This is a genomic window from Flavobacteriales bacterium, from assembly GCA_016699575.1.
Lineage (GTDB): Bacteria > Bacteroidota > Bacteroidia > Flavobacteriales_F > PHOS-HE28 > PHOS-HE28.
Genome location: CP064979.1, coordinates 1,694,102 through 1,706,469, shown reverse-complemented (window position 1 = coordinate 1,706,469; position 12,368 = coordinate 1,694,102). Strand labels below are relative to the sequence as shown.

General features: G+C 61.7%; 15 protein-coding genes. 13 read left to right on the top strand and 2 right to left on the bottom strand.

Translation table 11 applies throughout. The features are described from left to right. Positions 1-21 precede the first annotated feature (21 nt). Complete coding sequence (locus IPJ76_07010; GenBank protein QQR87967.1) at positions 22-1,143, top strand: transcriptional regulator; 1,122 nt, start codon at positions 22-24, stop codon at positions 1,141-1,143. 21 nt (positions 1,144-1,164) lie between these two features. Here IPJ76_07010 and IPJ76_07005 read toward each other — a convergent pair whose 3' ends face one another. Continuing rightward, the gene (locus IPJ76_07005) at positions 1,165-1,575 is read right to left on the bottom strand and encodes a hypothetical protein (GenBank protein ID QQR87966.1); all 411 of its coding nucleotides are present in this window, start codon (positions 1,573-1,575) and stop codon (positions 1,165-1,167) included. Positions 1,576-1,689: 114 nt separating this feature from the next. Between IPJ76_07005 and IPJ76_07000 the strand changes: the two genes are divergently transcribed. Beyond that, positions 1,690-2,085 (top strand): hypothetical protein, encoded by a 396-nt coding sequence (locus IPJ76_07000; protein QQR87965.1) that lies wholly within the window; start codon positions 1,690-1,692, stop codon positions 2,083-2,085. 13 nt (positions 2,086-2,098) lie between these two features. On the opposite strand, the gene IPJ76_06995 is transcribed toward IPJ76_07000, so the two are convergent. Continuing rightward, positions 2,099-2,440, bottom strand: coding sequence for a hypothetical protein (locus tag IPJ76_06995; GenBank protein ID QQR87964.1), 342 nt, complete (start codon positions 2,438-2,440; stop codon positions 2,099-2,101). Between the two features lie 637 nt (positions 2,441-3,077). Here IPJ76_06995 and IPJ76_06990 point away from each other — a divergent pair. The 11 genes from IPJ76_06990 (at position 3,078) to IPJ76_06940 (ending at position 12,367) form a co-directional block, all read left to right on the top strand. Next, positions 3,078-3,290 carry a hypothetical protein gene (locus IPJ76_06990; protein QQR88413.1) on the top strand — a complete coding sequence of 71 codons (213 nt, stop codon included), beginning with the start codon at positions 3,078-3,080 and terminating at the stop codon, positions 3,288-3,290. 97 nt (positions 3,291-3,387) lie between these two features. Beyond that, positions 3,388-4,410: a (2Fe-2S)-binding protein gene (locus IPJ76_06985; protein QQR87963.1), complete on the top strand. Its 1,023-nt coding sequence runs from the start codon at positions 3,388-3,390 to the stop codon at positions 4,408-4,410. A 27-nt stretch (positions 4,411-4,437) separates the two neighbouring features. Then, positions 4,438-5,796, top strand: coding sequence for a hypothetical protein (locus IPJ76_06980; GenBank protein ID QQR87962.1), 1,359 nt, complete (start codon positions 4,438-4,440; stop codon positions 5,794-5,796). A gap of 60 nt (positions 5,797-5,856) precedes the next feature. Then, positions 5,857-6,894, top strand: coding sequence for an NADH-quinone oxidoreductase subunit NuoH (nuoH, locus tag IPJ76_06975; protein ID QQR87961.1), 1,038 nt, complete (start codon positions 5,857-5,859; stop codon positions 6,892-6,894). Positions 6,895-6,900: 6 nt separating this feature from the next. Continuing rightward, on the top strand, positions 6,901-7,491 hold the full coding sequence (locus tag IPJ76_06970) for an NADH-quinone oxidoreductase subunit I (GenBank protein ID QQR87960.1): 591 nt from the start codon (positions 6,901-6,903) through the stop codon (positions 7,489-7,491). Positions 7,492-7,515: 24 nt separating this feature from the next. Beyond that, entirely contained in the window at positions 7,516-7,701 is a 186-nt protein-coding gene (locus tag IPJ76_06965) for a hypothetical protein (GenBank protein QQR87959.1), read from the top strand. After that, the gene (locus IPJ76_06960) at positions 7,698-8,075 is read left to right on the top strand and encodes a type II toxin-antitoxin system death-on-curing family toxin (protein QQR87958.1); all 378 of its coding nucleotides are present in this window, start codon (positions 7,698-7,700) and stop codon (positions 8,073-8,075) included. The genes IPJ76_06965 and IPJ76_06960 overlap by 4 nt, the downstream gene beginning before the upstream one ends. Before the next feature lie 80 nt (positions 8,076-8,155). Beyond that, positions 8,156-8,695, top strand: a complete 540-nt coding sequence (locus tag IPJ76_06955) for an NADH-quinone oxidoreductase subunit J (GenBank protein QQR87957.1) — start codon at positions 8,156-8,158, stop codon at positions 8,693-8,695. Next, positions 8,692-9,021, top strand: a complete 330-nt coding sequence (nuoK, locus tag IPJ76_06950; protein QQR87956.1) for an NADH-quinone oxidoreductase subunit NuoK — start codon at positions 8,692-8,694, stop codon at positions 9,019-9,021. The genes IPJ76_06955 and nuoK overlap by 4 nt, the downstream gene beginning before the upstream one ends. After that, a complete protein-coding gene (gene nuoL, locus IPJ76_06945; protein ID QQR87955.1) occupies positions 9,021-10,922 on the top strand; it encodes an NADH-quinone oxidoreductase subunit L in 1,902 nt (633 codons plus the stop codon). The genes nuoK and nuoL overlap by 1 nt, the downstream gene beginning before the upstream one ends. Then, positions 10,919-12,367, top strand: a complete 1,449-nt coding sequence (locus IPJ76_06940; GenBank protein QQR87954.1) for an NADH-quinone oxidoreductase subunit M — start codon at positions 10,919-10,921, stop codon at positions 12,365-12,367. Before nuoL ends, IPJ76_06940 begins: the two co-directional genes overlap by 4 nt. Position 12,368 lies beyond the last annotated feature (1 nt).

Sequence of the window (12,368 nt, the reverse complement as noted above, 5' to 3'; positions counted from 1 at the left end):
GAGTTGTGAGATATTCGTGATATGGTGCTGAACGCCACGCATTTCCGCTTCGATGACTTCCGCGTTGACGTTCCCGGACGCCAGCTGTGGCACGGCGACCGCCTCATAGAGCTGAACGGCCGCTACTTCGATGCGCTGGTGCTCCTGCTACGTGAGCACGGTGAGCTGATCTCCAAGGAGCGCTTTTTCGAGGAGGTGTGGCGCGGAGTCATCGTCAGCGACAGTGCCCTCACGCAATGCATCAAGGACATCCGCCGCCAACTGGGCGATGATGCGGCCGCGCCGCGTTATGTGCAAACGGTGCCGCGCTACGGCTATCGTTTCGTGGGCAAGGTTGAAGTGTGGCAGCCTGATGCGCCAGCGCAAGCCCCCGCCGCTGCCGTCGCGGAAGCATCTGCCCAAGTGGCGCCGCACCAACGCAAGTCGCTGGAGCGCGCCATCCGCGAGGGCATCGCGGGTACACTGGGCGGTGGTGTGGCCGGTCTGGTCGGTGGCCTGTTCTACGGACTGGTCATGGCCAGCGCGACCAGCGCCGAAGGCGTGGGCACGTTCAGCACCTTGGTCGTCTTCCTCAGCCTGGTCGTCTTCATCGGCATGGCCGGTGGTTTCGGGGTGAGCATGGGTATTGCAGCGGCGGGCCTTTGGGCGCAGCAGCGCAAGGCGTGGATCATCGTGGGCGCGGCACTCGGCGGCATGCTCGTGGGCGGCATCGGTGATCTGCTCGGCCTCGATGCCTTCAACCTGCTTTTCGGTCGCACGTTGCCCGGCATCACCGGCGCATTGGAAGGAGCGCTGCTCGGTGCGATGCTGGCCGGTGGTGCTTTGCTCGGTGGTGGCTTCGATGCCTTCCCCTCATGGCGGCCCGTGGTGGGCGCGGGCGTGGCGGGTGCAGTGGCGGGCGTGCTCATCCCGCTGGCTGGTGGACAGCTCTTCGCGGGCAGTCTCAAGAGCCTCGAAGGTTCCTTCGTCACATCGCGCCTTCGCCTCGATGCGCTCGGCGATCTCTTCGGCGATGCGGACCTGGGCACCACTACACAAGCCTGGCTCGGCGGTGTGGAAGCGCTGCTCTTCGGCATCTGCCTGGTGGGCGCGCTGGTGCTGGCTCGTCAAGTACGCGAGCGGCGTGCGGTGCCTGTGCAGTGAAGCTTCCGTCGCTGAGGTGGATCAGCCCTTGCCTTCGCGTGCCAGCAAAGCCTTGGCCCACGCCTGTGCACTGCTCATACTACCGACCACCGCGAACTCGTACCCGGGCGGATGTTGTGCAAAGTAGAGCGACACGATCGCGCGCACATCTTCCTCCTCCACCACGTTCACCATGCCGATGATGGAAGTCTCCACAGCGGTGCCCTTGTACTGGTTGTTCTCCAGGAAGCTCATGGCGAAGCGGCTGCCCTCGGGCACCACCACGATGATCACATAGGGGTCGGCACCGAAGAACTCATGGCGCACCAGCATGGTACTGCGTATGGTGGCCACGTCGAGGGTGATGCCCGGCTTCCAACGTTGGATGACGAGGTCGCCCGCGCGCTCCAGCCAGGCGTGGTCGGTTTCTATTTCCTGCTTGCGTTCTTCCATGGTGGGAGCATGGAACCAGTGCGGTGGGTGGGATAAAGATGCGAAAGGAGCGTGGCTGACGTACGGCAGTTGCGTTCGCGGTGTTCACGTGCACCTTTCCGGAAACAACCTGCGATGTGGTGGAAAGCCATCCTCTTCTGGTTCGTGCTCATGGTGCTCGCCATCGGCAACGGCACGGTGCGCATCAAGCTCATCATTCCGCATACCGGTCTCGCATGGGGTCTCGCCATCAGCACCCTCATGTTGTGCGGCTTGATCCTGCTCGTCACCTGGTTGGGCATCCATTGGATGGGACCCGACGGTGCACCGCAAGCATTGGGCATTGGTGCGCTCTGGCTGGCCATGACGCTCGGCTTCGAGTTCGGAGCCGGGCACTTCCTCTTCAAGAAGCCGTGGAGCGAGCTGCTGGTCGACTACGACTTGTCGCGCGGCCGCATCTGGGTGCTGGTACCGATCGTTACTGCGTTGGCGCCGTGGCTCATGGCGAAGGCGCGGGGGTTGATCGGCTGAAGCCAGGGTACGATCATTCCGTGGGCGGCGGCAGGCAGGCAAGCGCACCGCCCGGCGGCACATCCATGGGCATCGGACCCTTCAATGGGGCGTTGTCGGCAACGTGCGGTACAGGCATGTTGTGCACTGCCAGCACCACTTCCAATGCGCAGGTGCGCTGTTCGATGTCGGCCTCCAAAAGATCCTCGTGCGCGTCTGATGTTCGTTGGGTGCGGGATGCCGATGCCCCATCCGGGCAGGCGGTCCACGCCAGGAAGAGCGCGGCACAGCAAAAGGCGATCAGCGAATTCGTGCGCATGGGAGCGGGTTCTTCAACAACGAAATAAACGGAACGTGCGCGTGCCTGCGATGCCATGGGGTGTCTTTAACGATCGCTGAGCGAAGGCGAGTCGCTCAGCCGTATCACATCACCCCCATGGGCGTGCGCACACCGCGCTGCCCGTTGCACTTGCGCGGGCCGGCACAGGCCGTTAGCAGAAGCACCAGCAGACAGAGCAGCAGGGCAAAGCGTTTCATGCAAGATGAACGCTCACCGCAAGGGATATGGTATGCAACACGAACGCCCCCATCCCTGGAGGCGTTCGTCTGTTGGGCCCGATGGTCCGCACCATGGCTGGGCCGATCGGGTCTTGGGGGCTTTGTCGGGGCGAATGAAATCGTAAGGGTGCCGACCCATGTTCCGGACAGGTAAAGCTTCCGGGAATTCGCCGCGCTGCGCGTAACGATCCTTCAACACGGGGCGGTGTCCAACAGCACGAAGCTTCACGCGATGGTTGCGTGCAGGCCATGCGCACCGCGGTGCTTTGCACCCACAAAACCAAACACCATGAACGCAACCTTACGCAAGAACAGCGGCCCCCTGTTGGCCTACGCCCTTCTGTTGGCGCTTACTGCATTGGCCCTGCTCGCCAGCACGCTCTGAGGGAACCATGCACCTTGCCATGCACCCGCCGAAGCTGGCGCGCTGGGTGGGCTGGCGCACCACGGCCCGTCTGCGCGGCAAGCCTTATTATTTCTCCCGCATCACCTGTCCGTGCTGTGGCCGTCGCAGTTTGGACCAGATGCCCGCCAACGCCAGCGTGCACTTCTACCACTGCCCCAGGTGCGGCATCGTGGCCCGGCCGAAGCCGCGCACCTGCTGCGTGTATTGTAGCTACGGCACCGTGCCCTGCCCGTGGCGGCAGCGGTTCGGGGCTCAGGGTTGAAGGTGCTTCGCGCGGGTGAGCGGCGTCAAGCATGCCGCTCCTACATTCGCCACCGTCATCGCAAAGAGGCTCGTCAACACGAGCGGAGCGTGGCGGGATGAAGCAAATGGCCAAGGTCACCATTGACAACATCGAGATCGAGGTACCCGACGGGACCACGATCCTGCAGGCGGCACGCATGATCGGCGAGCGCGACAAGGCGCATCGCCACGTGGTGCCCCCCACCATGTGCTATTACAGCAAGCTGAAGACCAGCGGGGGCTACTGCCGCACGTGCATCGTGAAGGTGACCAAGGGCAGCGAGAAGGACCCGCGCCCCATGCCCAAGCCCGTGGCCAGCTGCCGCACCAACGTCATGGACGGCATGGTGGTGGAGAACACCATCAACGCCGAGCTGCTCGACGCGCGCAAGGGCGTCACCGAGTTCCTGCTCATCAACCACCCGCTCGATTGCCCCATCTGCGACCAGGCCGGTGAGTGCCACCTGCAGGACCTTGGCTACGAGCACGGCGCCGAGGCCAGCCGCTACCAGTTCGAGCGCCGCACGTTCGACCCCATCGACATCGGCGACACCATCAAGCTGCATATGACGCGGTGCATCCTCTGCTACCGCTGCGTGAAGGTGGCCGAGCAGATCACCGATGGCCGCGTGCACGGCGCCATCAACCGGGGCGATGCCGCTGAGATCAGTACCTACGTGCAAGAGGCCATCGACAACGACTTCAGCGGCAACATGATCGATGTGTGCCCCGTGGGCGCGCTCACCGACAAGACCTTCCGCTTCGCCAGCCGCGTGTGGTTCACCAATCCGCAGGACGCCCACCGAAACTGCGAGAACCCCAAGTGCACCGGCAGGGCCGTGGTGTGGATGAAAGGGGAGGAGATCCTGCGCGTGACCGGTCGCAAGGACCAATGGGGCGAGGTGGAGGACTTCATCTGCAACACCTGCCGGTTCGAGAAGAAGAAGACCAGCGACTGGACCATTGAAGGCCCTCGGCAGATCGACCGCCACAGCGTCATCGGCCAAGGCCACTACGCCGAGAAGCTGAAGCAGAAGCTCCTCACCACCGCAGGCCCCGATGCGCCGAAGGTGGAGCCGTTCAATATCATGGAGCGGTAGGGGCTTCGGCCGATCATTGCCGCTATCATGGGCACACGCCCTCCGTTGTTGAAAGGCCTGCAGTTCGCAGCTTTCATGGCAGGTTTGATGTGGGTGGCCCTTTGGAACGGCTACCCGACGTTCTACCCTGATTCCGCCACGTACATCGAGTGCGGTTTCCTGCTGGAAACACCGGTGGACAGACCCATCACCTATGGCCTATTGCTGCGGCTCACCAGCTTGGAAGGTGTGAGCCTCTGGATAGTTGTCCTCTTCCAGTGCGCTTTGCTCGCCGCTACCACCCTTGCGTTCATCCGCCTCTTCGCACCGCACCTAGCGATGCTAATCGCGATCGTTGTGTGCGGCCTTACCGGTGTTTCGTTCCTGGGCAGCCAGGTGATGACGGACGTGTACACACCGCTGATGGTGATGGCGTTGGTGCTTTACGGCCTCTCGGACAGGCAGTGGTCCGGTTGGTTGGGGCTCTATGTGCTTGCATTGGCCATGCACGCTTCGCACTTGGCATTGGCCGTGTGCTTGGTGCCGCTATTGTTGGTCATCCTTTGGAAGACCAGATTGCGGGATCGGAAGGCGATACTGGGGAAGAGCTGGCGGCTTTTGCTCGGGACCGGGATCGCTTATGTCGCGCTCAATATCTCCATGGTGAAATCCACGGAGGCGTTCTACGCGGCGCACTTGGCGGAAACGGGCGATCTGCAAGCGTATCTCAATGGTGCTTGTCCGGAGAAGAACTATGAACTCTGTTCCCGCGCCGTAGACCTGCCCCGTAGCGCGGAGATCTTCCTCTGGGACAGCAGCGGTGTGGCGCACTCCTATCCCAGCCGGGAGCGGATGCGGGCCGACCTGCGGCGCATCATTGGGGACATGTTCGCTGATAACGCCACGCGCAACGGCATCATCGCGTCCACAGTGCAGTTCGGCACCCGCCAGCTATCGGCTTTTGGGATCGGAGAAGGGAACGTGCAGTTCCAGCCGGGGAGCACCGTGCACCGGCGCATTGCCCGGTTCTTCCCTGCGGAAGTCGAACGGTTCGAAGCCATGAAGCAGAACACGCCGGATGTTTTCAGCCCGACCGTCAGCCGCTTGAATACCTTCTATTGGTGGGTGACGGTGGTTGCACTGGTGCTGATGCTTCCGGTCGTGGTGTCGGTGTACAGGAGGAACGGCCCGCTGTTCCCCGCTATCGCTCTGTTCATCGTGCTGAGCTACGTGGCGAACTGCTTCATCAATGCGGGCATGGTGGTGGTGGCACAACGGTTCGGCGCCAAGCTGATCTGGATGTTACCGCTGATTGTGCTGGTGGGCTTGGGGGTGTGGTTTTCCAAGCCATTGGGCGGGGCCATTGCCAGATCGCGCGCTGTAGTGAACGATCCTGCGGAAGGATGATGGTAGCAGGCCCGTCTTGCCGCTCCACCTCTCCCGTTACATTCGCCACCGCTCGGCCCGATGATCCTTACCACCGTCATCTTCCTTAGCGTACTGCTGCTCATCACGCTCGGCGTGGCGGCGTACGAGACCTATGGGGAGCGCAAGGTGGCCGCCTTCATGCAGGATCGCGTTGGTCCTGATCGCGCTGGCCCGTTCGGGCTGCTGCAGCCCATCGCCGATGGCGTGAAGATGTTCATGAAGGAGGACTTCGTGCCGGCCACCGCCAACCGCTGGCTCTATTTCATGGGCCCGGCCATCGCCATGACCACGGCGTTGCTCACGGGTTGCGTCATCCCGTGGGGCGGCACCATCGTCCTCGGCGACTTCACCCTGAACCTGCAGGCCGCTGACCCCGAGATCGGCATCCTGTACGTGTTCGCTATGGTGAGCATCGGCGTTTACGGCATAATGCTCGGCGGCTGGGCCAGCAACAACAAGTTCGCATTGCTGGGCGCCATACGCGCCAGCAGCCAGATGATCAGCTACGAGCTGGCCATGGGCCTCAGCATCGTGGCGCTCATCGTGCACACGGGCACGCTCAGCTTGGGCGGCATCGTGGCAGGCCAGGTGGATGGCATCTGGAACATTGTGGCCACGCCGATCGCGCCGCTGGGCTTCTTCATCTTTCTGGTGTGCGCCTTCGCTGAAACCAATCGCGCGCCGTTCGACCTGCCCGAGTGCGAGACCGAACTGGTGGGCGGCTACCACACCGAGTTCAGCAGCATGAAGTTGGGCTTCTACCTCTTTGCCGAGTATGTGAACATGTTCATCAGCAGCGCGGTCATCAGCACGCTGTTCCTGGGCGGTTACGACATCCCCTTCGTGGACCAGGCCGGCGCCACCGATCTCTGGACCAACGTCTTCGGCACGCTGGCGCTCTTCGGTAAGATCATCTTCTTCATCTTCTTCTTCATGTGGGTGCGCTGGACGCTTCCGCGCTTCCGCTTCGACCAGCTGATGAACCTCGGCTGGAAGACGTTGATCCCGCTGGCCATCGTCAACATCCTCATCACCGGCCTGTGGAAGTTCCGCCACGAGCTGATCGCCCTGTTCTGAGCACCGATGGCCACCGCACTACAGCCCCTCACGCAGCGCAGCCGCCAGGTGAGCAACAAGAAGATGACGTTCATGGAACGCATCTACCTGCCCGCTATCGTCAAGGGCATGCTCATCACCCTCAAGCACTTCTTCTTCGTGAAGCGCGCCACGGTGAAATACCCCGACGAGGAGCGGCCCCGCAGCGCCATTTACCGCGGCCTGCACGTGCTGAAGCGCGATGAACAAGGGCGCGAGCGCTGTACGGCGTGTGGCCTGTGCGCCGTGGCTTGTCCGGCAGAAGCCATCACCATGGTGAGCGGCGAGCGCAAAAAGGGCGAGGAGAAGCTGTACCGCGAGGAGAAGTACGCCGCCATCTACGAGATCAACATGCTGCGCTGCATCTTCTGCGGCGACTGCGAGGAGGCCTGCCCCAAGGAGGCCATCTTCCTCACCGACCGTTTGGTGCCCACCGACTTCACCCGCAAGCCCTTCGTGTACGGCAAGGAGTGGCTGGTGGAGCCGCTGGATCCCGCGCTGCGCGTTGACGTGAGCAAGCGCCAGACCCCCGAAGTGGCCAAGTTCAAGCAGCAGAAGCAGTACGCGCACAACCGGTGAGGGCAGGGCTACATTTGTAGCACCATGACCTACATCGAGAAGAAAGAGGCCATCAACAAGGAACTGAGCGATGTTCCGGAAGCCATCTTGGACGAGGTGTATGCCTTCCTGAAAGAGTTCAAGAAGAAGACACCGGAAGAGCAACGGAGGATAATCGGGCTTCAACGGATCTTGACCGAGAAGAAGGAACTTCTGCTGCGCTTGGCATGATCGGGCTCGACGAGGCGGTTTCGATCCACGACCAACTTCTTAAAGCAAGTGGTGGTACGTCCGGTCTTCGCGACCAAGGAGGATTGGAGGCTGCGCTGAACAGGCCCTTCATGACGTTCGGGGGTGCTGATCTCTACCCGGGACCGGTCGATAAGGCTGCTGCGATCATGGAGAGCATCATCAAGAACCATCCTTTCATGGACGGCAATAAGCGCACGGGCTACGCGCTGGGTCGACTGATGTTGAACACGCAGAGCCTTGATTTCCGGGGCTCGGACGACGAAGAATATGACCTCGTTCATGCGATAGCATTGTGGGCACTGGACGTTAGCGGGATCAAGGATTGGATCTCGGCCCGTCTGGTGCCGTTCTGATGTTCGGCGCTGGGCTTTCCCCTTCAACCTCCCCTGCTACATTCGCCACCGTTCCGAAAGGCATCCCCTGAGCGCACCGGATGGAGTACCTGTTCTACCTCTTCGCCGCCGTATCGGTCATCAGCGCATTGCTGGTGGTGGCCGCAAAGAGCCCGATCAACAGCGTCATCGCGCTCATCGTCTGCTTCCTCAGTTTCGCTGGGCACTACATCCTGCTCAATGCGCAGTTCCTGGCGGTGGTGCACATCATCGTTTACACGGGCGCCATCATGGTGCTCTTCCTCTTTGTCATCATGCTGCTCAACCTCAACAAGAGCGTGGAGCCGCAGAAGAAGTTGATCACGCGGTTGGCCGCCGTGCTGGCCGGGGGGCTCTTCCTCATCACCCTGTTGGGTGCCATCAAGAACGGCATCGGCATCGCGCCCAAGGAGGCATATGACGGCGGCGTGGGCCTGGTGAAAAGCGTGGGCACCTCGTTGTTCACAGAATTCCTGCTGCCCTTCGAGATCAGCAGCGTGCTCTTCCTGAGCGCGATGGTTGGCGCGGTGATGTTGGGGAAGAAAAGCACCCCATCCCTGCCCTTCCCCGGTGGGGAGGGGAAACTACCCGGTGCGGCATGAACGAGATCGTCACCGCCATCAACTCCGTGCCGCTGGACCGCTATGTGTTCCTGAGCTTCGTGCTGTTCAGCATCGGGCTGGCCGGCGCGCTGTTCCGTCGCAACACCATCATCGTGCTCATGTGCCTTGAGCTGATGTTCAACAGTGTGAACCTGTTGCTCACCGCCTTCAGCGCCCACCACGGCGATGCCGGTGGGCAGGTGTTCGTGTTCTTCATCATGCTCGTGGCCGCAGCGGAAGTCACCGTGGGCCTGGCCATCCTGGTGATGATGAAGCGCAACGTGGACAGCATCGATATCAACCAGTTGAACCGGATGCGCGGGTGATGGACTTCCAGCAACTTGCCCAACTCACCTGGCTCGTGCCTGCGCTACCGCTCGTGGGCGCGCTGGTCATTGCTGCGCTGCGCAACAAGCTGAAGGGCAATACGGCGGGATATCTCGCCACGGCGATGACATCCATCGCCTTCGTGGTGTCGCTGCTCACGTTCATCGCGCACAAGCCCGGGGAGCAGGCCCACGCCACCGTGCACCTCTTCAACTGGATCGACCTGCCCGCCATGCAGGTGGCCATGGACCTGCGCATCGACGCGCTCAGCCTGGTGATGATGCTGATCGTCACGGGCATCGGTTCACTGATCCACTTGTACTCCGTCGGCTACATGCACGACGACAAGCGGGTGAACACCTTTTTCGCCCTGCTGAACCTCTTCAGCTTCGCCATGCTGATGCTGGTGATGGGCGGCAATTTCCTCGTCACCTTCATTGGTTGGGAGGGCGTAGGCCTGTGCAGCTACTTGCTCATCGGCTTCTGGTACACCGTACCGGCATACAACTACGCAGCCCGCAAGGCCTTCATCATGAACCGCATCGGCGATCTGGGCTTCCTGATCGCTTTGGCGATGATCCTGTACCAATTCGGCAGCTTGGATTACGGCGCGGTGCTCGACAAGTCCAGCACCATCAGCACAGGCGGGCCTTGGATCACCACCGTTACGCTGCTGCTCTTCGTGGGCGCCTGCGGCAAGAGCGCGCAGCTCCCCCTTTTCACCTGGCTGCCCGATGCCATGGCCGGTCCCACACCGGTGAGCGCGCTCATCCACGCTGCTACCATGGTCACGGCGGGCATCTTCCTGCTGGTGCGCAGCAGCGCGCTCTTCGTGCTGGCCCCGCTCACCATGGACGTGGTGATGGTGGTGGGCCTCGTTACCGCCTTGGTCACTGCCACCATCGGTGTGTTCCAGAACGACATCAAGAAGGTGCTGGCCTACTCCACGGTAAGCCAGCTTGGTCTGATGTTCGTTGCGCTCGGTGTTGGCGCGTTCAGTGCGGCCATGTTCCACGTTACCACGCACGCCTTCTTCAAGGCGCTGCTGTTCCTGGGCGCGGGCAGCGTCATCCATGCGTTGCACGGCGAGCAGGACATCCGCAAGATGGGCGGCCTCAAGGGCGTAACCAAGGTGACCTACTTCACCTTCCTCATGGGCACGCTGGCCATCGCGGGCATCCCGTTGTTCAGCGGCTTCTTCAGCAAGGACGCCATCCTCATGGCGGCTTACCAGGAGCATCCGATCCTGTACGCGGCCACGTTGCTCGTGAGCCTGCTCACATGCTTCTACATGTTCCGGCTGTTGTTCCTGACCTTCTTCGGCACCTACCGTGGAAAGGCGCATCCGCACGAGAGCCCTGCCGTGATGACCGTGCCGCTGATCGTGCTGGCTGTGCTGAGCGTGGTCGGGGGCGTGCTGAACCTGCCGCATTTGGTTGGCGGCCATGAGACGATGAAGCATTACTTGGAAACGGCGGCGGACGGCATTGGTGCGGAACACCTGCACCTGAGTGCTTCAACCGAGTGGATGCTTATGGGGATCACAGTCGGCCTGATCGCGCTGGTCATCTGGTTCGCGTACGGCCGTTTCGTGAAGAAGACCACATTGGATGCAGAGGCCGATCAACTACCCTTCTTCCAGCGCCTGCTTGCCAACAAGTGGTACGTGGATGAGCTCTATGCCGCGCTCTTCGAGAAACCGTACGGCTGGCTGAGCAAACAGCTCGATGCCATCATGGAGCGCCGCATCGTAGATGGCGCGGTGAACCTCGTTGGCAGCAGCACCATGCGCTTCGGCAAACTCGTGCGTCGGGCGCAGAGCGGCAACGTGAGCTTCTACCTGTTCGCCATGGTGGTGGGCGTCATCGGCTTCCTCATCCTTACCCTTTGGAACGCATGATGATGCTGACGCTTGCCATCATCCTGCTCCCGCTGCTGGTGGGGTTGGCGCTGCTGTTGGCGCGCCCGCATGCGCAAGCACGCGCGGTCGCGCTCCTGACTTCCGTTGCCGCTCTGGGCATGGCAGTGGCGCTCTGCGCTTCCTATGACAGTGCTGCCGGACCCGTCATCGCCTTCCAGCACGACTGGGCGCCCGCTATCGGTCTGCGCATGGTGTTCGGCTACGACGGCATCAGCTTGCTGATGGTGCTGCTCACAGCCATCGTTTTCCCCTTCATCATCGGTGCCGGTTGGAAGAACCAGTTGAGCGAGCCTGCGATCGCCAACGGGTTGATGCTGCTCACGCAAAGCGCGTTGTTCGGGGTGTTCCTGGCGCAGAACGCGTTCCTGTTCTACGTGTTCTACGAGCTGTCGCTGGTGCCCGTGTTCTTCCTGCTGCTGCGTTGGGGTGGTGAACGCCGCCGCGCCATCACCATGAAGTTCTTCATCTACACCGTGCTCGGCGGCCTGACGTTGCTGTTCGGTCTGGTGTACAGCTACCTGCAACTGCCCGCAGGGACCAGCGCGGACTTCAACGCACTGCAGGAAGTGGTGATCGTCCCCGATGCGCAGCGCTGGTTGTTCTGGGTGCTGTTCCTGGGCTTCGCCATCAAGATGCCGATGTTCCCGTTGCACAGCTGGCAACCCGACACCTACACCATGGCGCCCTTCCAAGGCACCATGATCCTTGGCGGTGTGATGCTGAAGATGGGCATCTACGGAGTTGTGCGCTTGGTGCTGCCCATCGTGCCGCACGGTGCCGCCGAATGGCAGGACGTGGTGATCGGGTTGAGCCTGGTGGGCTGTCTCTATGCAGCATGGATTGCCTTCCGCCAGAACGACCTGAAGCGCTTGGTGGCGTGGAGCTCGCTCAGCCACGTGGGTCTCATGTGCGCGGCATTGTTCACGCTGAACGCTACTGGGATCACAGGGGCGCTGTACCAGACGCTTGCGCACGCGATCGGTGTGGTGGCGCTGCTTTACCTCGTAAGCGGTCTTCAAACGCGGGTGGGCACCACGCAACTGGATGTGATGGGCGGCCTCAAGGTGAAGATGCCGCGTATGGCCGCGCTGTTCCTGCTGGTAATGATCGGTGCAGTGGCGCTTCCGCTTACCCAAGGGTTCGTAGGTGAGTGGCTCATGTTCAACGGTCTGCTCGATGTGTCGATCTGGTGGACCTTCATTGGCGTTGTCTCCATCATCCTCGGTGCGGTATACATGCTGTACGCCTACCAGCGCAGCATGCTCGGCGAGGCCTCCAAGCTGAACGTGGCCGACGCCGATGAGACCGACCACTGGGTGCTGGTGCCGCTGATCGCTGCCACTTTCATCCTTGGTGTTTACCCCCAACCCGTCCTCGACCTGTTGACGGCTCCCGTGCAACAGTTGCTCACCCAACTGCACTGAT